Here is a 20397-nt window from a genome sequence, read left to right as displayed (position 1 = left end):
CGGACATGGTGTCCACAGAGGAAGTATTCATCACGGGCAGATGAAGGCCTGGCCCGCGTAGGAGAGTCCGGCGCCGAAGCCGACGGCGAGTACGACGTCGCCCTGCTTCACCGTCCCGGCCTTGCGCATGTGGTCCAGCGCGAGGGGGATCGACGCGGACGAGGTGTTGCCCGAGTACTTGATGTCGTCGGCCACGACCATGTCCTCGCGGGCGCCCTTGGCGCGCAGCCGCTTGGCGATGGCCTCGACGATGCGGAGGTTGGCCTGATGCGGGATCAGAACGTCCACATCGGACGCTTCGAGCCCGGCCAGTTCCAGTGCCCGCAAGGCGATCGGCGCGATCTGCGTGGTCGCCCACCGGAAGACCGACTGGCCCTCCTGGTAGATCCACTTCTCGTCGCGCATGTAGATGAGGTCGACGTGCTCGCCGGCGCTGCCCCAGGCGACCGGGCCGATCTGCGCCGAGTCGGCCGCGCCGACCACCGCCGCGCCCGCGCCGTCGGCGAAGATGATCGCGTTCGCGCGGTCGACCGGGTCGACGTGGTCGGTGAGCTTCTCGGCACCGATGACGAGCGCCTTCTTCGAGCTGCCCGCCCGGATCAGGTCCGAGGCGACACCGAGGCCGTAGCAGAATCCGGCGCAGGCGGCGTTGAGGTCGAACGCGGCCGGGTGCACGATCCCGATCCGGTCGGCGACCTGTGCGGCCGCGTTCGGGATCTGCGTGGGCATCGTGCAGTTCGGCAGGATGACCGTGTCCACTTCGGACGGATCCACACCGGCGTCGGCCAGCGCCGCGGCGCCCGCCTTGACGGCCATGTCGACCAGTGATTCGTCCTTCTCGGCGAACCGGCGCTCGACGATGCCGACGCGGTCGCGGATCCACTGGTCGTTGGTGTCCATGATCTGCGAGAGGTCGTCGTTGGTCACGACCTTCTCGGGCTGAAAGCTTCCGACACCGAGGATGCGTGTCCCGGCGGCGCCGTGCGCCTGCCGCAAGGTGGATCGGTCGGTCACGAAGCGTCCTCCTGCCCCTGAAGCTTCGCCAGCTCGGCGGGCGTCTTCAGCGCGATGGTGGTGGTCACGGTTCCCTTGAGCTGCCGCTTGACCAGACCGGTCAGCGTGCCCGCCGGCGGCAGCTCGAACGTCGAAGTGACGCCCAAGGAGACCAGCCCGTCCATGGTGAGGTCCCAGCGCACCGGGCTGGTGACCTGCTTGACCAGCCGTTCGAGGTACTCGGCCCCACCGGTGACGACCTGGCCGTCGGCGTTCGACAGCAGCGGACGCGTGGGGTCCGCCGGGGTGATCTTCGCAGCGTAGGCGCCCAGCGCTTCCTGCGCGGGTGCCATGTACGACGTGTGGAACGCGCCCGCGACCTTGAGGGCCCGGACCTTCGTGCCTTCGAGCGGCTCGGCCACGATCTTCTCGATGAGCGCGGCCGCGCCGGAAGCGACGATCTGGCCGGCGCCGTTGCGGTTCGCCGCGGCGAGACCGTTGTCGGCGAGCCAGGCGACGACCTGCTCGGGGTCGCCGAGCATGACCGCGGCCATGCTGGTGGGCTCCTGCTCGCAGGCCTTCGCCATCTCCGCGCCGCGGATCGCGGCGAGCGCGACGGCGTCCTCGGGGCTCAGCACCCCGGCGATGGCGGCGGCGGCCAGTTCACCGACGGAGTGGCCGGCGACCGGCGCGTCGTCGGCGACCGGGGCCACGCGCTGCAGGTGTTCGAAGGCCAGCAGCGACAGCGCCACGATCAGCGGCTGCGTGATCGCGGTGTCCTGGATCTCTTCGGCGTCCGCTTCGGTGCCGAGGCGCACGAGATCGAGCCCGGCCCGCTCGGACCAGCCTTCGACGCGCGCGCGGGCGCCGTCGAGCTCGAGCCAAGGGGTGAGCATGCCTGGGGCTTGGGAACCCTGACCGGGGGCGAGGACTGCTGCTGTCACCCCCCAAGGGAACACTCTCGGCCACCATGGTCGTGATGCCGACGCTCACCAAGTCCTGCCGACGTAATTGTCGGAAACCTACAAAAGTGCCTTCCTGATCTCCGCGCTTAACCCAAAAGCCTTGTCGGGTTCAACCAGCTTTTCCTATGAGGTCCATCACTGCGCTGAGTTACCAACCGGTTTACCAGAGGCCGCGCGACCGGGCCAGCCGTCCGACCGTCAGGGCGACCTTGAGCACCCAGGCGTCGCGCGGTTCGGCGGCGTGGCGGCCGGTGAGTTCGGCAGCCTTGCGCAGTCGATACCGGACGGTGTTGGGATGCACGAACAGCGTCCGCGCGCAGGTCTCCAGGACGCCGCCGCTGTCGAGGTAGGTCTCCACCGTCCGCAGCAGGGCCGGGCCCGCCTCCTCCAGCGGCCTGGCGATCTGGTCGACGAGCAGGCGTTCTGCCTCGGGGTCGCCGGACAGCGCGCGTTCGGGCAGCAGGTCGACCGACCGGGCGGGCCGGGGCGCTCCGGGCCAGCCGACGACGGCGCGCAGGCCGGACAGCGCTTCGGTGGCACTGTGGTGTGCCTCCGCGAGAGTGGCCACCGTCGGACCGGCGACGACCGGGCCGTCGGCGAACGCGACGGACAGTTTGGTGAGGATCTCGCTGTCCTTCAGAGTGCCCTCGGTCGGTCCGGCGACCACCACGACCAGGCGAGATCCCTGGACCGAGAGCAGTACCTGGCGGCCGACCCGCGTGGCGCGGCTGCGGACCTCGAACACGACCGCCGGCGGGTCGTCCGAGGTCGGCGTCCCGACCAGCGCGGTGGCGGGCGCGGCCGGGTCCCAGCCGAGCGCGGCCGCACGGGAGAGCACGGCCTCCTCGGCGTCGCCGCGGACGATGCCGTCGACGACCAGCGCCTCCAGCCGCGCGTCCCAGGCGCCCCGAGCCTCGGCGGCGGCCGCGTAGGAGTTGGCCGCGGCGAAGGCGATCTCCCTGCCGTAGCGCAGGATCCCTTCGATCAGCGCCGCCCGCTCGGCCTCGTTCGCGGCGAAGTCCGGCAGTTGCTCCTCGAACACCTCGATCGCCAGCCGCACCATGCCGACCGCCTGCCGCAGGCTCACCCAGCGGGACAGTTCGGCCGGCGCCTCGCGGAAGGCCTCGGTGGTGAGGGAGAGTGCCTCCTTCGAATCGCGGAGCCAGTCGACGAAACCGGCGGCACCCGCCTGGGTGATCAGCAGGACGCTCGCGCGCTGGTCGGCCGGGAGCCGGGCGAACCAGCTCAGCCGTTCCTCCATCACCGCGATACTCGCGCTCGCGAGCCGGCCGGAGGCGTGCTCCAGCCGGCGGAGGGTCTTGGCGGACAACCCGTGGTGCTTGGGCACATGCCGTCCGGAAGTCGCATCAGCCATGGTCAGCCGATCCTAGTCCGGCCGGTCCCCGGGGGCGTCGTCCTGCGGCAGTCCGCCCGTCTTGTCCGAAGTGGACAGACGATCGCGGGATCCGCGGCGGGGAATTGTCAAAGGAGTCCGTACATAACTCGAGGCCGCCCGGCGCTTGCGTTTTACGCCGCGCCGAGCGGCCTCGTCTCCCCGGTCCCCACCGGTAGAACAAGTATGGGACTTGTGGATCTTTTCCCGCTAGCTGACTCACTCGATCGTGGGTTGCCGAGTTGCCGGTGACGGGCGCGTGATCAACGATCCCTCGCAAGCCGCGCAGCATACGGCGGGGATGTACCGAGGAGGGAGTTCGCCGTGGGCGAGCAGCTGAAAGACGGTCTGGGACAAGCATGGAACCTGGTCGCCACCTTCGTGCCGAAACTGGTGGGATTCCTGATCATCCTGCTCATCGGCTGGTTGATCGCGAAGGCTGTGTCAAAGGCATTGGGACTGGTTCTGTCGAAGATCGGTTTCGGCAAGCTCATCGAGAAGACGGGACTCACCGGAACTCTCAAACAAGCGAATTTCGACGCGGGCGGCATCGTCGTCAAACTCGTCTACTACTTCATTCTCCTGATCGCCTTACAGCTGGCGTTCGGCGTATTCGGTGAGAGTAATCCGGTCAGTGCGCTGCTCAACGAGATCATCGCGTTCCTGCCGCGGATCCTGGTGGCGCTGGTGCTGGTGATCGTCGCGGCCGCCATCGCGAAGGTCGTCCGCGACCTGGTGCACGGCGCGCTGTCGGCCCGCCCCGCCGGACGGCTGCTCGGCACCGTCGCCTACTGGCTGATCATGGCCTTCGGCATCATCGCCGCGCTCGGCCAGGTGAACATCGCGACGGCGGTGACGGGACCGGTCCTGGTGGCGGTGCTCGCCACCATCGGCGGCGTGATCGTGGTCGGCTTCGGCGGCGGCCTGATCAAGCCGGCGCAGGAGCGCTGGCACGGCTGGCTGGCCAACCTGCAGGGCCAGCTGGACTCGGGAGCCGGAAACGGCAAGGAAACGGTCCGTTCGGAGCCGCCGACTTCGCCGGTGGGCATCGGTCGCGTAGATTCCTGAGCATCCGCGCGGGCCCGGTGATCGAGGAAGGCACCGGGCCCGCGTGGAGCTGAAGGGGCCCATCGCCGCATGACTCGCGGTGAAGGGCCCCTTCGTCATGTCTCATGCAGGCTCCTCCGGCCTCAGCGTCCCTCAAGCGGTTTCCCTGTTCCGCACCTCACACTCTCTTGGGAATGGCGTCGTCGCGGAGCATGTTGGAGCGGTAGACGACAGAGGGGTGCGAACGTGGACTTCCTGCTGCACAACGGTGTCACGGTGCTCGGACAGTGGATCTCCTTCGCCGAGCTGGCGGGGCAGGTCTTCGCGCTCGCGGTGGTCTTCCTGGCGCAACGCCGCACGCTGTGGACCTGGCCGGTCCAGGTCGGCGCCACCGTGCTGCTGTTCTCCGTCTACGTCTCCGCGCATCTCGGCGGGCTCGCCACCAGGCAGGTCGCGATCCTCGCCATCTCGATCTACGGCTGGTGGGCCTGGTCCCGCCGCTCCGACCCGGTCTACGGCGTCGTCGTCCGCAAGGGCCGCCTCTCCGAGCGCCTGGCGATGCTCGGCGCGTTCGTGATCGGCACCACCGCGATGGCGCTGGTCCTCGACGCGCTCGACGCCTCCTGGGCGCCCTGGCCGGACGCCGCGATCTTCGTCGGCACACTGGTCGCCTTCGCCGCGCAGGGCGCCGGCCTGGTCGAGTTCTGGCTGGTGTGGCTGGTCGTCGACGCGATCGGCGTGCCGCTGCAGCTCTCGTCGGGCCTGTACTTCTCGGCGGCGGTCTACATCGTGTTCGCCGGGCTGGTCGTGCACGGCTGGTGGAGCTGGAACCGCACCGCTCGTTCGACGCCCGTCGCGGTCAGGGCAGCATCCAGCTGAGCACCGGGCTCGCCTGACCGACCACGATCAGGCACATCACCAGCAGCAGCCCGATGCTCCACGGGAGCACCTTGCGCAGCAGATTGCCCTCCTCGCCGGGCAGGTTCGCCGCGACGCAGGCGATCGTGAGGTTCTGCGGCGAGATCATCTTGCCGAGCACGCCACCCGAGCTGTTGGCCGCCGCCAGCAGGTCCGGGGGCAGGCCGGCCTGGTGCGCGGCGGTCACCTGGAGCGCGCCGAACAGCGCGTTGGCCGACGTGTCGGATCCGGAGACGGCCACGCCGAACCAGCCGAGCACCGGGGACAGGAACGCGAGCCCCGCGCCCGCCGCGGCGATGAACGTGCCGATCGTCGCGGTCTGCCCGGACAGGTTCATCACGTAGGCCAGCCCGAGGACGCCGGCCACGGTCAGGATGGCGAACCGCAGTTCCTTCACCGTCGCCAGCCATTCGGCGGCCGCGTCGCTCGCGGCGACCTTGAGCGCGATCGCCGTCAGCACGCCCGCGATCAGCACCAGCGTGCCGCCGGTGTTCAGGAACGGCAGGGAGAAGCTGTTGCCGGTGACGGGTTTCCCGGTCGGGCTCGCCACGTCCAGTCCCGGCCAGCGGAACTTCCAGGTGGCCGAATCGAGCAGCTTCTTCACCGGAGGAAGCTGGGCGATCGAGAAGATCACGATGATCAGCAGGTACGGCAGATAGGCGAGGAAGATGTCGCGGCGCTCGTCGGGCTTCTCGAGGGTCGCGGTCTGGGTCCCGGTGAGGACCTGGGCGCGCACCTCGGCGTCGGCGGGCTTGCGGGACGCGGGGAGGGCCACCAGCGCGGCCGCGCCGGCGAGGGCGGCGCCGATGTCGGCCAGCTGTGCGGACACGTAGTTGGACGCGAGGAACTGGACGACGCCGAACGCGACACCGCAGGTGAGCGCGGGCAGCCAGGTCTCCTTGAGACCACGTTTGCCGTCGACGATGATCACCAGCAGGAGCGGGACGACCAGCGCGAGCAACGGCGTCTGCCGTCCGACGATCGAGGAGACCTGTTCCAGCGGCAGGCCGGTGACCTGGGCCAGGGTGACGACGGGGGTGCCCATGGCGCCGAACGCGACCGGGGCGGTGTTCGCCACCAGCGCCACCACCGCGGCCTTGACCGGGGTGAAACCGAGCGCCACCAGCATGATCGCGCTGATCGCCACCGGGGCACCGAATCCGGCCAGCGCCTCCATGAGCGCGCCGAAGCAGAAGGCGATGATGAGCGCCTGGATCCGCGGATCATCCGAAACCCGGCCGAACGAGCGGCGCAGGACGTCGAAATGCCCGGTGCGCACGGTGATCCGGTAGATCCACAGCGCGTTGACGACGATCCACATGATCGGGAACAGGCCGAACGCCGCGCCGGAGAAGGCGCCGGAGATCGCCTGGCCGATCGGCATGCCGAAGGCCACGATCGCGACGACGAGAGCGACCGCGAGGCCGATCAGGGCGGCGAGATGGGCTTTCAGCCGGACGGCGCCGAGCAGGACCAGGACGGTGGCCAGCGGGAGGACCGCGACGAGGGCGGACAGGCCGAGTGTGCCGAGCGGGGAGAGTTCTTGGACGAACATACGAACCCCGTTTCCACGATGCGAAAACGGCTTTTCACGCCGTGCCCGAGATCTTCCTCACAAACCTTGTGTTTCGTCAACAAGATGAAGGCGAATCCCGAAATTCGTCCTCTGGTTGCGGTGGTTCGGCGTCGAACCACCGCAACCAGAGGACGAAACGCGACGGGGTCAGCGCATGGTGGCGTGTGAAGGCTTGAGGTCGGCGAGGGTGCGGACGCCGAGGAGCTGCATGGTGCGGACCATCTCGGTGCGCAGGATGTCCACGCATCGCTGGACGCCGCGCTCGCCGCCGGCCATCAGGCCGTAGAGGAACGCGCGCCCGATGAGCACCGCGTCGGCGCCGCGCGCGAGCGCGGCCACGATGTCGCCGCCGGAGAGGATGCCGGTGTCGACCCACACCTCCGCGTTGCCCTGGATCTCGTCGAGCACCGCGGGCAGCAGCTCGATCGGCGTCGGCGCGCGGTCGAGCTGGCGGCCGCCGTGGTTGGACAGAAGTACCGCGTCTGCGCCGTGTTTGACCACGTCACGGGCATCGTCGACGTTCTGGATGCCCTTGATCACGAGCTTGCCCGGCCAGGTCTGGCGGACCCAGTCGAGGTCGTCGAAATTCAGCGTCGGGTCGAAGAGCTTGTTGAGCAGTTCGGCGACCGTGCCGTCGAAGTGACTCAAGGACGCGAAGGTCAGCGGCTCGGTGGTCAGCATGTTGAACCACCAGGCCGGGTGCATCGCGCCGTCGACGAACGTCTTGAGGGTGAGCGCGGGCGGGATGGTCAGCCCATTGCGGACGTCGCGAAGCCGCGCGCCGGCGACCGGGGTGTCCACCGTCAGCATGAGCGTGTCGAACCCGGCGGCCCAGGCGCGATTCATCAGATCTTCGCCGGCCTTGTGGTCACGCCAGACGTACAGTTGGAACCACTTGCGGGCCTCCGGCGCGGCCGCCGCGAGGTCCTCGATCGACGTCGTCGCCATCGTCGAGAGGCCCATCGGGATACCGTTGCGCTGGGCGACGCGGCCCACCGCGGCCTCGCCTTCGTGGTTCATCATCCGCGTGAACCCGGTCGGCGCGAACGCGAACGGCAGCGCCGAACGCTTGCCGAGGATCTCCTTGCCGGTGTCCACATCGGACACTCCGCGCAGGACGTTGGGGTGGAATTCCACGCTGCGGAAGGCTTGCCGGGCGCGGCGGAGGCTGTCTTCCAGCTCGGCGGCACCGTCGGTGTAGTCGAACGCCGCGCGCGGGGTCCGCTTGCGGGCGATCGTCCGCAGGTCGGCGATCGTGTGCGCGTTCGCCAGCCGCCGCTCGGTCGGGTTGAGCACGATCGGCTTCGGCCGCAGGATCTGCTTCAGCTCGCTCGGCTTCGGCAGTCGACGCTTCGTCACACTCGCTCACCCTCTCCGCTCACTCGGAAACATCCGATGTATAACTCTAGTCCGTCCGGCGCCGGATGCAATGAACGGCCCGTTACTTGCAAATTTCGCAAGTAACGGGCCGTTCATGGCATTGCTAGGCGCTGCCGGAGTCCGACAACTGCGGACCCGCGGCGGAGACGTCGTCGAGGCGGTACTTCTGCGCCGCCTCCACCACCTTCGCCTGGGCGATCTCGCCGCGCTTGGCGAGCGCGCTCAGCGCGCCGACCACGATCGACTGGGCGTCGACCAGGAACTTCCGCCGGGCGGCCGGGCGGGTGTCGGAGAACCCGAACCCGTCGGTGCCCAGCGTCAGCATGTCGTTCGGCACCCAGGGACGGATCAGGTCCGGCACCGCGCGCATCCAGTCCGAAACCGCGACGATCGGCCCGTTCGCACCGGACAGCGCCTGCGTGACGTACGGCACACGAGGGGACTCGCCCGGGTGGAGCAGGTTGTCGTGATCGATCGCGACGGCTTCGCGGCGAAGCTCGGTCCACGACGTCGCCGACCACACGGCCGCGCGTACGCCCCACTCCTCGGCGAGCATCTTCTGTGCCCTGAGCGCGTCCGGCATGGTCACGCCGGACACCAGGATCTGCGCCTCGGGACCGTCGCCCGAAGGCGCGTCGGCGTACTTGTAGAGACCCTTCAGCAGGCCGTCGAGGTCGAGGTTCTCCGGCTCGGCGGGCTGCTGGTAGGGCTCGTTGTAGATCGTCATGTAGTAGAAGATGTTCTCGCCGTTGCCCTCGGGCCCGGTCTCGCCGTACATCCGGCGGAGACCGTCCCGCACGATGTGCGCGATCTCGAAGGACCAGGCGGCGTCGTAGGCCACGACGGCCGGGTTGGTCGCCGCGAGGAGCAGCGAGTGCCCGTCGGCGTGCTGAAGGCCCTCACCGGTCAGCGTGGTGCGTCCGGCGGTGGCGCCGAGCACGAACCCGCGGGCCATCTGGTCCGCCGCCGCGTAGAGGCCGTCACCGGTCCGCTGGAACCCGAACATCGAGTAGAAGATGTAGATCGGGATCATCGGCTCGCCGTGGGTGGCGTACGAGGTGCCGACGGCGGTGAACGACGCGGTGGAGCCCGCCTCGTTGATGCCCTCGTGCAGGATGACGCCCTTTTCGGACTCCTTGTAGGCCAGCATCAGGCTCGCGTCGACCGACGTGTACGTCTGGCCGTGCGGGTTGTAGATCTTGGCCGTCGGGAACATCGAGTCGAGGCCGAAGGTGCGCGCCTCGTCCGGGATGATCGGCACGATCCGCTTGCCGATCTCGGAGTCCTTCGCCAGCTCACGGACGAGCCGGACGAACGCCATCGTGGTGGCGACCTCCTGCTTGCCCGAGCCCTTGCGGATGCCTTCGTAGACCTTGTCGCCGGGCAGCACGAGCGCCTTGGCGGCCTTCGGGCGCCGCTCGGGGAGGAATCCGCCGAGCGCCTTGCGACGGCCGATCATGTACTCGATCTCGGCCGATTCCTTGCCCGGGTGGTAGTACGGCGGCAGCTTCGGGTTCCGCTCGAGTTCCTCGTCGCTGATCGGGATGCGCTGGGAGTCCCGGAACAGCTTGAGGTCGTCGAGGGTGAGCTTCTTCATCTGGTGCGTGGCGTTGCGGCCCTCGAACGACGGGCCGAGGCCGTAACCCTTGATGGTGTGGGCCAGGATCACCGTCGGCTGGCCGTGGTGCTCCAGCGAAGACTTGTACGCCGCGTAGACCTTGCGGTAGTCGTGCCCGCCGCGCTTGAGGTTCCAGACGTCGGCGTCGGTGAGGTCCTTGACCAGTTCCTTGGTCCGCGGGTCGCGGCCGAAGAAGTGTTCACGGACGAAGGCGCCGTCGTTGGCCTTGTAGGTCTGGAAGTCGCCGTCCGGCGTGGTGTTCATCAGGTTGACCAGGGCGCCGTCGCGGTCCGCGTGCAGCAGCGAGTCCCACTCGCGGCCCCAGATGACCTTGATGACGTTCCAGCCGGCGCCGCGGAAGTACGACTCCAGCTCCTGGATGATCTTGCCGTTACCGCGCACCGGGCCGTCGAGCCGCTGCAGGTTGCAGTTGATCACGAAGGTCAGGTTGTCGAGGCCCTCGCCCGCGGCCACGTGGATGAGGCCGCGCGATTCCGGCTCGTCCATCTCGCCGTCGCCGAGGAACGCCCAGACGTGCTGGTCGCCGGTGTCCTTGATGCCGCGATCGCGCAGGTAACGGTTGAACCGGGCCTGGTAGATCGCGTTCATCGGGCCGAGGCCCATGGACACGGTCGGGTTCTCCCAGAACTCCGGCATCAGCCGAGGGTGCGGGTACGACGGAAGGCCGCCGCCTTCGCCCGCGTGCGAGAACTCCTGGCGGAACCCGTCCAGCTGGTTCTCCGACAGCCTGCCCTCGAGGAACGCGCGGGCATAGATGCCGGGGGAGGCGTGACCCTGGATGAAGATCTGGTCGCCGCCGCCGGAGTGGTCCTTGCCGCGGAAGAAGTGGTTGAAGCCCACTTCGTACAGCGCCGCGGACGAGCCGTAGGTAGAGATGTGGCCGCCGACGCCCACACCGGGGCGCTGCGCACGGTGCACCATGATCGCGGCGTTCCACCGGATGTAGGCCCGGTAGCGGCGCTCGATCTCCTCGTCACCGGGGAACCAGGGCTCGTTCTCGGTGGGGATGGTGTTGACGTAGTCGGTCGACGTCAGCGCCGGAACGCCGACGTGGCGTTCCCTGGCCCGCTCGAGGATGCGCAGCATCAGGTACCTGGCGCGCTGCTGACCACCCCTGGCCAGCGCCTCGTCGAAGGAGTCCAGCCATTCGGCCGTCTCTTCCGGGTCGATGTCGGGCAGGTGCGCCGCCAATCCGTCACGGATGACGCGGACGCGTGCCGGGGTCTCCTTGCCGGAGGCGCCGTCGTTCTGCGGGGCCAAGGGGTCTCCTTGCAAAAGGTTGTAGCTGGTTCTGCTCGTACGCGGGGCGTGTTCTTCTTCCATCGTCGTACCCCGGCTCCGTTCCCGTCACCGCTACTGATCGGTAACGTTCGTTGACCCGATTGCGACACGCCTCGCGCGCGCCTGTATCGCGCGCGCGTTTTCTCTCCCACCCTAAAGCAGGGGCTCCCGGGGTGCCCAAGTGCGCCTGAATTGACCGCGCGAGGATGGGCCGAATGCCCGTACGCTGCGACACGAGTTGTTCAAGATCCGGTGTGGACGGTTGCGCGGAACGCCGCGCCAGTGTTCGCTAACGGGCATCGTGTACCCGAGTGTGGTGCCGGCCCGGTCAACCTGGCCGAGGCGACACCACGCTCCGTCGTAGTTGGAGGAGTGACAGCAGTGGTCGCCGCGGGAGACGCTGATCAGAGCAGCGTCGCCGAAAGGCTTGGGATCAAGCCGGACATGGTGGTCCAGGAGATCGGCTGGGACGAGGACGTCGATGACGATCTTCGTGCGGCGATCGAGGAGCAGATCGGCGGCGAAATCCTCGACGAGGATGCCGACGAGGTCATCGACGTAGTGCTGCTGTGGTGGCGCGAAGACGACGGTGATCTCGGCGACACGCTGATCGAGGTCCGGACCCCCCTGAACGAGAACGGTGTGATCTGGGTATTGACCCCGAAGACGGGACAGCCCGGGCACGTCGAGCCGAGCGAGATCGCCGAAGCGGTACCGCAGGTCGGGTTGGCTCAGACGGCCAACATCAGTGCCGGCCCCAAGTGGGCGGGCACGCGGCTGGTGTCGCCTAAGTCGTCCAAGACCAAGCGGTGACCTCGGGGGCCGTGCGAACGACACGATAGGGTTGTCGGCGTATGCCCTGTTCGCTCTTCGAGAGGAATCCGCCGGTATGGCCGTCGAGGTCGGATCGCAAGCCCCGGACTTCACGCTCAACGACTACAACAAGCAGGCCGTCACCTTGTCGTCCTTCAAGGGCGAGAAGCCGGTCCTGCTGGTTTTCTACCCGTTCGCGTTCAGTGGCATCTGCACCGGCGAGCTGTGCCAGCTTCGGGACGAGTTCGCGGACTACGACGGTCAGGGCGTTCAGGTCATCGGTGTGTCCGTGGACACCCTGTTCTCGCTGAAGGCGTGGGCCGAGCAGGAGGGTTACCAGTTCCCCCTGCTGTCGGACTTCTGGCCGCACGGTGAGGTCGCGACGGCCTACGGCGTCTTCAACGAGAAGGCCGGCCTGGCCACCCGCGGCACGTTCCTGATCGACAAGGACGGCGTCGTGCGGTTCGCCGAGATCAACCAGCCCGGCGAGGCGCGCGACCAGCAAGCATGGAAGAAGGCCGTGGCCTCGCTGGCCTGAGTTTTCACCGGTGGCACCCCTCGCGGGGTGCCACCTTCCGGGCGCATAGCTCAGCGGGAGAGCACTCGGTTTACACCCGAGCGGTCGTAGGTTCGATCCCTACTGCGCCCACCGATTCCAGGGCTCGCAAGACACGTGAAGGCCCCCTTCCCTCGACTCAGCCGAGGGAAGGGGGCCTTCACGTACCCCCAAACCATGTGGAACACGTCTTCGGTTTTCGGCGGTCTGGTCTGCCCCCTCGGCAGGCCAGACCGCCGGTGCGCCGCGCCGCGGGTAGCGAACTTTCGGCTGCATGATTCAGGAGGCGGCCAGGCCTGCTCAGATACATCAAGATCGGGGCCAAAAGAGTGATGTCGCCGGGACACGGCGATCACGTAGTGCGATTAGGCGCGGATGAGGCGGTTCGCCAGCGTCGACATCGTGTAGGTGCCGATGCCCATGACGACTTCGAGCGCGTTCCGGGCGGTGTATCCGTGATCGAGGAAGGCGTGCAGCGTCTCGTCGCCGACATCGCCGGCGGTTTCGAGCACGGCCAGCGTGAACTGCCGGACGGCTTCCAGGTGCTCGTCGGGCACCGGTTCCTGCGAGCGCAGTGCCGCGATGACGTCGTCGTCCGCGCTGAGGTTCTTCAGCTTCCCGGTGTGCATCTCGATGCAGACGTGGCAGCCGTTGCGCGTCGCCACGGTCATCACCACCGTTTCGCGGGCGAGCGGTTCGAGGGTCGTCTGCTCGAAGCTCGCGCTGAGCTTGAGGAAACCGTCGAGCAGTTCCGGTGACGACGCCAGCCGGGCGACGGCGGCGGGGAGATGGCCCAGGTGCCGGATGGTCGCCTCCATCGGGCGACGCGAAGCCGGAGGTGCGGTTTCGAGGGTGTGGTCAGGGAACATGGAGCGCCTCTTTAAGATAGACAACGTGGTTGACGAAAACGTAAACCAGGTTGTCGAATCAGGCAAGCGAGTTTCCGATGGCCCCGGTTTCGAGCTGCCGATCCTGCTGTTCGCGGGATTCCGCTCGATCATCGACCGGCTGCACGCCGAGCTGGCCGAGCAGGGCCACCCCGACGTCCGCCCGGCGTACGGCTTCGCCATGCAGGCGATCGGCCGCGACGGCGCGACGGCGAGCGAGATCGGCAGGCGGCTCGGGGTCACGAAACAGGCCGCGGGTAAGACCGTCGACAAGCTGGAGCAGCTCGGTTACGCCGAGCGTGTCGACGACCCGGCCGACGCGCGGCGCAAGGTCGTGCGGCTCACCGCGCGCGGGTTCGACTCACTCGGCCGGTCCGCGGCGATCTTCGAGGATCTGCGCAAGGACTGGGCCGACGCACTGGGCGCCGGCAGGGTGCGCGCGCTCGAAGCCGACCTTCGCACGATGGCGCCGGCGGACGGCTTCCGGCTCGACGTCGCGGGCTGGTTCGGGGCCTAGCACGGGCAACCGCGGTTCGGCGCGTCCTGCGAGAGCGGGCTGCCGTGCGGCAGTACGTAGAGCAGGATCGTGCCGGTCAGCCCGGAACCGGGGTCGCCTCGGGGACGGCGAACGCGAGGGACGGGGCCGTCACCTTCGCCCGTCAGGGCTCCCGGAGCGTTCGGCGGAGCATCTTGCCGCTCTCCGTCCGCGGCAGCCGCTCCCGGAAATCGAACCGGCGCGGCGTTTTGAACCCGGCCAGCTCGGCACGGCAATGCTCTTCGAGCCGCTTCGCCAGCGCGTCGTCCCCGAGGACGCCTTCGACCGGCTGGACGACGGCGACGACCCGTTGTCCCCATTCGGGATCCGGCTCGCCGATCACCGCGACGTCCTCGACGTCGGGATGGCTCAGCAGCCGGGCCTCGATCTCGGCCGGGTAGATGTTCACGCCGCCGGACAGGATGAGATCCGTCCGGCGATCGCACAGGAACACCCGGCCCGCCGCGTCGAGGTAGCCGACGTCGCCGACGGTGACGAACTCGCCGGAGCGCGCGGCGGCCGTCTTGTCCGGATCGTCGTGGTAGTCGAATTTCGTGTGCGCTGAACTGAAGTAGATCGTCCCGGTCTCGCCGGCGGGGAGTTCTTCGCCGTCGTCCCCGGTGACCTTGAGCCGTACCCCGTCCAGCGCCCGGCCGACGGTGCCCGGCTCGGCCAGCCATTCCTTCGCGTGCACAGCGGTGATCAGGCCCTCGGACGCCCCGTAGTACTCGTGGACCACCGGGCCCACCCAGGCGAGCATCCGTTCCTTGACCTCGCGCGGGCACGGCGCGGCGCCGTGGATCACCGCGATCAGGCTCGACAGGTCGTACCGCGCGCGGACGTCGTCGGGCAGCCGCAGCATGCGGTGGAACATCGTCGGCACCAGATGGGTGCTCGTGACACGGTGCTTTTCGCTGAGCCGCAGCGTTTCCTCGGCGTCGAACCGGTCCATGAGCACGAGCGTGTGCCCGAGATGCAGGATCGCGGTCGAGAACGTGCCCGGCGCCGCGTGGTAGAGCGGGCAGGCGACGAGGTGGACGCCGCGCCCGGGCAGGACGTCCATGCGTTCGAGGGTGTGTTCGTGGATCGGGTGCAGCGAGGGCGGCCGCCCGGAAAGCGCGCGCCGGACGCCCTTGGGGCGCCCGGTGGTGCCGGAGGTGTAGAGCATCGTCTGGCCGGCGGTCCGGTGCTCCGGTGTGGTGACAGGCTGGTCCGCGCCCCAGGCGGCGTAGTCGCCCCATCCCGGCGTCTCGCCGATCGAGAACCGGTGCAGGGCGCCCAGTTCGATCGTGCAGGTGGCGGCGATGTCCGCGTCCGCGATCGCGACCTTGGCGCCGCTGTTGCCCGCGATGTAAGCGATCTCGCTCGGCGAAGAGCGGTAGTTGACCGGGGTGAAGTACATCCCGGCCTGCAGTGTCGCCAGCAGGAGCTCGTAGTAGGCGAGTCCATTGTGGATGATCGCGACGACGCCGTCGCCCTCGCCGAGTCCGAGCGTTCGCAGGGCGTGCGTGAGCTGGTTCGCCCGCGCGGACAACTCGCCGAAGGTGGTCTCGCGCCCGTCGATGTCGATCACCGCGACACGACCGGGATCCTGGGCCGCGACCTCGTAGAACGTGCTCATCCCGCCACAGTGCCAGTTGTCCGGCTACGGCGCCCGCAGGCTCTCCAGGTGCCGCCGGAGCACCGCTCGCATCGACTCCGGCGACGTCCGGGCCCCCGCCAGGGCGAGGCCGTCCAGCAGCGCCGCCAGCCGCTCGGTTTCGACGTCGAGGTCGAGGCCGTCGAGCAGGCCGTCCGACTCACGGGCGCCGTCGAGCACCCGCCGGACGAGCGCGCGGCGTCGCCGGGTCGAGCAGGTGCGGAATGTGGCGCAGCAGCCTGGCTTCCAGCCTGTCGCCGAGTGCGCGCATGGCGAAGACGAGCAGCTCGTCGTGGCCGTTGAAGTAGTGGCGCACCGACCCGATCGCCAGACCGGTGACCCTGTCGATCGGCATCAGCCTGCTGGGTGAAGCGCTGGTGATCGGTCTGCGCGCGAAGTCGACGGGGCTGCCCTACGCCCCGTCGACCCAGTCGCTGCTTTCCCGTCGTTTAAGCCAGCTTCTCCACTTCGCCGACGAGGAGCGCGATCTCGTCCTCGGTGTTGAAGTAGTGCACCGAAGACCGGACCATCGACGGCAGTCCGCGCGCGGTGAAGTCGAACTGGGCGGACGTGGCTTCGGAGACGCTGGTGTTGATCCTCGCCGCCGAGAGGTGGCGTTTCACCTCGGGTGACGGCGTTTTCGCGACGCTGAACGTGACGATGCCGCACTGCCGCGCGCCCTGGTCGTGGACGCTGACCCCCGGGATCGCCCGAAGCGCGTCACGCAGTTTCGCGGCCAGTTCGGCGACGCGGGCTTCGATGGCGGGCATGCCCCATTCGAGGGCGTAGTCGATCGCCGCGCCGAGGCCGTGCGTCGCGGCGTGATCGCGTTCCCAGACCTCGAACATCTTCGCGGTCGGATCGACTTCGTAGCTTTCGGGCGCGACCCAGGACGCGGAGTGCAGGTCGAGCATCGCGGGCTCGAGCCGCTCACGCAGCCGCGGGTGCACGTAGAGGAAACCGGTGCCGCGCGGCCCGCGCAGGTACTTGCGGCCGGTCACGCTGAGCGCGTCGCAGTTCAGGCGGGCGACGTCGAGGTCGATCTGCCCGGCGCTCTGGCACGCGTCCAGCAGGAACGGGATCCCGGCGTCCCGCGCGACCGCGCCGATCTCCTCGGCGGGGTTCACCAGCCCGCCTTGGGTCGGCACGTGGGAGACGGCGATCAGCTTGACGGCGCCGTCGATCCGGCGCTTCAGGTCTTCGACGTCGAGCTGGCCGGACTCGTCGTCTTCGACCACCTCGACCACGGCGCCGGTGCGCTTGGCGGTCTGCAGGAAGGAGATGACGTTGCTGGCGTACTCGGACCTCGACGTCAGGATCCTGTCGCCCGCGGTGAACGGCAGCGCGTAGAAGACCGCCTGCCACGACCGGGTCGCGTTGTCGGTCAGCGCGATGTCGTCGGGTTCGGCGCCGACGAACCGGGCGGCCGAGGCGTAGACGCCGTTGAGCCGCTCCAGGGTGGCCGCGGCCTGCTCGTATCCGCCGATCAGGGCTTCTTCGCGCAGGTAGTCGACGACCGCGTCGGTCACGCGAGCGGGCGGTAGCGACGATCCGGCGTTGTTGAGGTGGACCACTTCGGCGCAGCCCGGGGTCTCCGAGCGAGCGCGGACGACGTCAAAGCCCTGAATACTCGTCATGCCTAACTGAATACAGTATGGCTCAAGTGCATGCAATACTGTCCGCATGACGAGGAACCTGCTCCGGCGCGATCTCGCGGAGGAGATCACCGCGCGCATGCTGGACGGCCGGATCGCCGCGGACAGCCGGATCAACGAGGTGCACCTCGCCCGGGAACTGGGGGTCAGCCGGACGCCGTTGCGCGAGGCGCTGATCGGGCTGGCCGGCCGCGGCATGCTGGTTTCGGCGCCGGGCCGCGGTTTCCTGGTCCCGCCGTTCGATCCGGAGGAAGCCCGGCGGCTGTACCCGCTCGTCGCGGAACTCGAGGCGCTCGCGCTGCGCTGGAGTTCGCCGCAGGACCTCGCCGGGCTCACCGGCGGGCTGGACCGGATCGCCGGCGAGATGACCGCCGAACTCGAACGGAAGGGCGATCTGTCCGCTTTGGACGATCGCTGGCACACGCTGCTGGTCTCCCGCTGCACGAATCCGCATCTGCTGCGCCTGATCGAGCAGACCAAGCCGCTCCTGAAGCGCTATGACGCCTGTTATTTCGGTGGCACCGAACGCTCGCTGGAGAGTATCGATGAGCACCGGCGGATCGCCGAGGCGATCCGCGTCTCCGACCACACGGGGGCAGCGGAGCTGCTCGTGCGGAACTGGGTGAAAACGTTGGCATATCTGGAGAACATGGGGTGACACGATGTTCGTGACGGCACATCTGAGCGACAACCATCTCGACGGCGGCGACCGGGCGGACGAACGCACCGCCCGCGTCATGCGCTACCTGGCGAATCTCGCGACACCGGTCGACGCGATCCTGGTGACCGGCGACATCGCCGACCACGGCACGGTCGAGGAGTACCGGCGCGCGGCCGAACTGTTCAAGACCGACGTCCCGCTGTTCACCTGCCCCGGCAACCACGACGAACGCGGTCCGTACCGCGAAGGGCTGCTGGACCAGGCACCGGGCGACGCACCGCTGAACTCGGTGCACACCGTCGGCGACGTCACCTTCGTCATGGCCGACACGAGCATCCCCGGTAAACCCGACGGGCTCCTCGACGACGAGACCCTCACCTGGCTGGACGGCGTCCTCGCCGACGGCGACGGCCCCGCTTTCGTTTGTTTCCACCACCCACCGGTCGAACTCGGCCTGCCGTTGGTGGACGGGATACGCCAGCACGGTGAGGACCGGTTCGCCGAGGTGCTCGCCCGTCACCCGCGAGTGGTGGCCCTGTTGTGCGGGCACGTCCACGCCGCGACGTCGACGACGTTCGCGGGCCTGCCGCTGCGGTCGGCGCCCTCGGTCGGGTCGAGCATCCTGTTCCCGTGGGAAGAGGGCGGCCTCCGGCATTGGTCCGAAGGCGGGCCGATCGACACCGACCTGCCGCCGTCGCTGCTGTTCCACGTGCTGCACGACGACGGCAGGCTGACCACGCACCAGCGTGTGGTCCTCTAACCGCCGAACACCGGCAGCGTGATCCGGGACGGGTGCGCGGGGTCGTGGAAGATCTCGAACCGCGCCGGTTTCCCGTCCACCGCGGTGAAGAGCGGCTCGTCGGTGCCGTGGTTGCGGGCGAAGCGAGGGAACGCTCCGCCCGCGACCTGCAGCCGCAGCCGGTGCCCGCGCCGGAACCGGTAGGCCGTCGGATCGAGCCGGACCTCGGCCGCGACCACACCGTCCACATCGGACTCGGGGGTGCCGGGCCGGAGACGGAGGATGCCGTCGGTGACGTTGCGGGAGACCCCGCGACGGTCCACATCGCACAGCCGGACGAAGACGTCACCGTGGCCGAGGTCGGTCCGCACGTGCACCAGTGCCGAGATCTCGCCGATGACGTCGAGGTCGCGCTTGAGCAGGTCTCCGTCGAAGAGCAGGATGTCCCGGCGTTCTTCGACGGTCTTGTTGTCGCGCTGCTTCTGCACACCGGACAGCAGCGGCCCGCCGACGGTCGGCGTCGGGTCGGCCGGGTCGTAGGTGAACTCACCCGGCGCTGATTCCTCAGGGCCGTCGGAGGAAAGCGCGCCGGAGCGCAGGAAGTACTCCGTGGCTTCGGATTCCGGCGGCCAGCTCGTGAAGTCCAGCCACCGTCCGGCACCTTGGAGATAGAGACGCACGGGAGCCTGGCGAAGCTGGGCGCCGTCGCCGAGAAGATGGGCGGACAGGAACCCGATCTGGTCGGACACCAGCGTCTTGAGGCTGGCCGGTTCACCGTGCGCCCACGGGCCGACGGTGATCCGCGGCTCGCGCCCCGCGGCGGCGAGTTCCTTGAAGTCGCGCAGTTGCGCGGAAATGAACAGGTCGTACCACCCGGTCACCATGGTCACCGGTGTCGTCAGCCCGGCGACCCGCGCGCTGTGATCCGACGGCGCCCAGAAGTCGTCACCGGGTTCGGCGTGCTCGGAGATGTCCTGCAGGAAGCGCACCTGCTTGCCGATGGCCGCGACGTCCGCGCCGGAAACAGGCAGATGCGCCATGGCCGCCCGGGTCTTCTTGGTCTGCCACGGGTTCGGCACCCCGGCGAACCGGCCTTCCTGCCGTCCGATCAGCGCTGACCACGAGACCATGTTGTCGATCGCGAGGATCCCGCCCGGATAGAAGGTGGAGACGAACTCCGACGCGGTGATGCCGAGACACATCGCTTCGAGCGGCTCGTCGAGATACGGCGCGACGGCCCACTGCGTATGCCCGAGGTAGCTCGCGCCCGCCATCGCGATCCGGCCGTCGCACCAGGGCTGCTCGCGCAGCCACGCGATGGTGGCGAGACCGTCTTCCTTCTCCAGGTGGAACGGCCGGAACTCGCCGCCGGAGCCGAATGTCCCGCGCGTGCTCTGGAGGACCGTCTGCAGCCCGTGCCGCGCGAACGTGTCGCCGAAGATCTTGCCCATCAGGCCTTCGCGGCCGTACGGCGTGCGGATCAGCACCACCGGCCGAGGCTCGTCACCCGGCGGGGTGTAGCGGTCGGCCAGCAGCCGGACGCCGTCGGGCATCGGGACCGGAATCCCCTTGGTCGCCGAGGGCGCGGGGCCTTCGGCCTGGGGGAGGCCGAGGAACCGGTCGAGAAGTCGGTCGAGCACGCCGGGGCCGCCTTTCGTGCGGAGGATCACCTTCCGGTTACGACCGTACCCGCGTCGCGGGGAGCGCGCGCTCGCTCGAG

At 68.8% G+C, this 20397-nt stretch carries 19 protein-coding genes and 1 tRNA gene; 8 read left to right on the top strand and 12 right to left on the bottom strand.

The window, feature by feature from the left end; translation table 11 throughout:
* Positions 1 to 30 precede the first annotated feature (30 nt).
* The 3 genes from ACLJRL_RS37350 to ACLJRL_RS37340 all read right to left on the bottom strand — a co-directional run bounded on the left by ACLJRL_RS37350 (position 31) and on the right by ACLJRL_RS37340 (position 3333).
* Positions 31 to 1014, bottom strand: a complete 984-nt coding sequence (locus ACLJRL_RS37350) for a beta-ketoacyl-ACP synthase 3 (RefSeq protein ID WP_410661112.1) — start codon at positions 1012 to 1014, stop codon at positions 31 to 33.
* Entirely contained in the window at positions 1011 to 1937 is a 927-nt protein-coding gene (locus ACLJRL_RS37345) for an ACP S-malonyltransferase (protein WP_410661111.1), read from the bottom strand. The genes ACLJRL_RS37350 and ACLJRL_RS37345 overlap by 4 nt, the downstream gene beginning before the upstream one ends.
* A 181-nt stretch (positions 1938 to 2118) precedes the next feature.
* Positions 2119 to 3333: a PucR family transcriptional regulator gene (locus ACLJRL_RS37340; protein ID WP_410661110.1), complete on the bottom strand. Its 1215-nt coding sequence runs from the start codon at positions 3331 to 3333 to the stop codon at positions 2119 to 2121.
* Positions 3334 to 3675: 342 nt separating this feature from the next.
* Here ACLJRL_RS37340 and ACLJRL_RS37335 point away from each other — a divergent pair, with 342 nt between their 5' ends.
* Entirely contained in the window at positions 3676 to 4419 is a 744-nt protein-coding gene (locus ACLJRL_RS37335; RefSeq protein ID WP_410661109.1) for a mechanosensitive ion channel family protein, read from the top strand.
* 225 nt (positions 4420 to 4644) lie between these two features.
* Positions 4645 to 5277: a nicotinamide riboside transporter PnuC gene (locus ACLJRL_RS37330; RefSeq protein ID WP_410661108.1), complete on the top strand. Its 633-nt coding sequence runs from the start codon at positions 4645 to 4647 to the stop codon at positions 5275 to 5277.
* On the opposite strand, the gene ACLJRL_RS37325 is transcribed toward ACLJRL_RS37330, so the two are convergent.
* From ACLJRL_RS37325 to aceE, 3 genes are all read right to left on the bottom strand, one after another.
* On the bottom strand, positions 5258 to 6871 hold the full coding sequence (locus ACLJRL_RS37325) for an L-lactate permease (protein WP_410661107.1): 1614 nt from the start codon (positions 6869 to 6871) through the stop codon (positions 5258 to 5260). The two genes, ACLJRL_RS37330 and ACLJRL_RS37325, sit on opposite strands and share 20 nt — an antisense overlap.
* 168 nt (positions 6872 to 7039) lie before the next feature.
* Complete coding sequence (locus tag ACLJRL_RS37320; RefSeq protein WP_410661106.1) at positions 7040 to 8251, bottom strand: alpha-hydroxy-acid oxidizing protein; 1212 nt, start codon at positions 8249 to 8251, stop codon at positions 7040 to 7042.
* Positions 8252 to 8375: 124 nt separating this feature from the next.
* Entirely contained in the window at positions 8376 to 11171 is a 2796-nt protein-coding gene (aceE, locus tag ACLJRL_RS37315) for a pyruvate dehydrogenase (acetyl-transferring), homodimeric type (protein ID WP_410661105.1), read from the bottom strand.
* A gap of 402 nt (positions 11172 to 11573) precedes the next feature.
* On the opposite strand from aceE, the gene ACLJRL_RS37310 reads away from it, so the two are divergent.
* From ACLJRL_RS37310 to ACLJRL_RS37300, 3 genes are all read left to right on the top strand, one after another.
* Positions 11574 to 12005 carry a DUF3052 domain-containing protein gene (locus ACLJRL_RS37310; protein ID WP_410661104.1) on the top strand — a complete coding sequence of 144 codons (432 nt, stop codon included), beginning with the start codon at positions 11574 to 11576 and terminating at the stop codon, positions 12003 to 12005.
* A gap of 76 nt (positions 12006 to 12081) precedes the next feature.
* Complete coding sequence (locus ACLJRL_RS37305) at positions 12082 to 12543, top strand: peroxiredoxin (RefSeq protein ID WP_410661103.1); 462 nt, start codon at positions 12082 to 12084, stop codon at positions 12541 to 12543.
* A 39-nt stretch (positions 12544 to 12582) separates the two neighbouring features.
* Positions 12583 to 12654 (top strand) — tRNA-Val (locus ACLJRL_RS37300).
* A 272-nt stretch (positions 12655 to 12926) separates the two neighbouring features.
* Here the strand turns inward: ACLJRL_RS37300 and ACLJRL_RS37295 are convergent.
* Entirely contained in the window at positions 12927 to 13430 is a 504-nt protein-coding gene (locus ACLJRL_RS37295) for a carboxymuconolactone decarboxylase family protein (RefSeq protein WP_410661102.1), read from the bottom strand.
* A gap of 16 nt (positions 13431 to 13446) precedes the next feature.
* Here ACLJRL_RS37295 and ACLJRL_RS37290 point away from each other — a divergent pair, with 16 nt between their 5' ends.
* Positions 13447 to 13965 (top strand): MarR family winged helix-turn-helix transcriptional regulator, encoded by a 519-nt coding sequence (locus tag ACLJRL_RS37290; RefSeq protein WP_410661218.1) that lies wholly within the window; start codon positions 13447 to 13449, stop codon positions 13963 to 13965.
* A gap of 142 nt (positions 13966 to 14107) precedes the next feature.
* On the opposite strand, the gene ACLJRL_RS37285 is transcribed toward ACLJRL_RS37290, so the two are convergent.
* The 4 genes from ACLJRL_RS37285 to ACLJRL_RS37270 form a co-directional block, all read right to left on the bottom strand.
* Positions 14108 to 15604: an AMP-binding protein gene (locus ACLJRL_RS37285; RefSeq protein WP_410661101.1), complete on the bottom strand. Its 1497-nt coding sequence runs from the start codon at positions 15602 to 15604 to the stop codon at positions 14108 to 14110.
* A 24-nt stretch (positions 15605 to 15628) separates the two neighbouring features.
* Positions 15629 to 15802 carry a TetR family transcriptional regulator C-terminal domain-containing protein gene (locus ACLJRL_RS37280; protein WP_410661100.1) on the bottom strand — a complete coding sequence of 58 codons (174 nt, stop codon included), beginning with the start codon at positions 15800 to 15802 and terminating at the stop codon, positions 15629 to 15631.
* Complete coding sequence (locus ACLJRL_RS37275) at positions 15783 to 15977, bottom strand: hypothetical protein (RefSeq protein WP_410661099.1); 195 nt, start codon at positions 15975 to 15977, stop codon at positions 15783 to 15785. The genes ACLJRL_RS37280 and ACLJRL_RS37275 overlap by 20 nt, the downstream gene beginning before the upstream one ends.
* A 94-nt stretch (positions 15978 to 16071) precedes the next feature.
* On the bottom strand, positions 16072 to 17259 hold the full coding sequence (locus ACLJRL_RS37270; protein WP_410661098.1) for an aminotransferase class V-fold PLP-dependent enzyme: 1188 nt from the start codon (positions 17257 to 17259) through the stop codon (positions 16072 to 16074).
* Positions 17260 to 17305: 46 nt separating this feature from the next.
* Here ACLJRL_RS37270 and ACLJRL_RS37265 point away from each other — a divergent pair, with 46 nt between their 5' ends.
* Positions 17306 to 17935: a GntR family transcriptional regulator gene (locus ACLJRL_RS37265; RefSeq protein WP_410661097.1), complete on the top strand. Its 630-nt coding sequence runs from the start codon at positions 17306 to 17308 to the stop codon at positions 17933 to 17935.
* A 4-nt stretch (positions 17936 to 17939) separates the two neighbouring features.
* Positions 17940 to 18698 carry a metallophosphoesterase gene (locus ACLJRL_RS37260; protein ID WP_410661096.1) on the top strand — a complete coding sequence of 253 codons (759 nt, stop codon included), beginning with the start codon at positions 17940 to 17942 and terminating at the stop codon, positions 18696 to 18698.
* Here the strand turns inward: ACLJRL_RS37260 and ACLJRL_RS37255 are convergent.
* Positions 18695 to 20317, bottom strand: coding sequence for a CocE/NonD family hydrolase (locus tag ACLJRL_RS37255; protein ID WP_410661095.1), 1623 nt, complete (start codon positions 20315 to 20317; stop codon positions 18695 to 18697). The two genes, ACLJRL_RS37260 and ACLJRL_RS37255, sit on opposite strands and share 4 nt — an antisense overlap.
* Between the last annotated feature and the right edge of the window lie 80 nt (positions 20318 to 20397).

Source organism: Amycolatopsis sp. lyj-112 (assembly GCF_046549055.1).
Taxonomy (GTDB): domain Bacteria; phylum Actinomycetota; class Actinomycetes; order Mycobacteriales; family Pseudonocardiaceae; genus Amycolatopsis.
The sequence above is the reverse complement of the archived record's forward strand: the minus strand, read 5'-3'. Positions and strand labels throughout refer to the sequence as shown.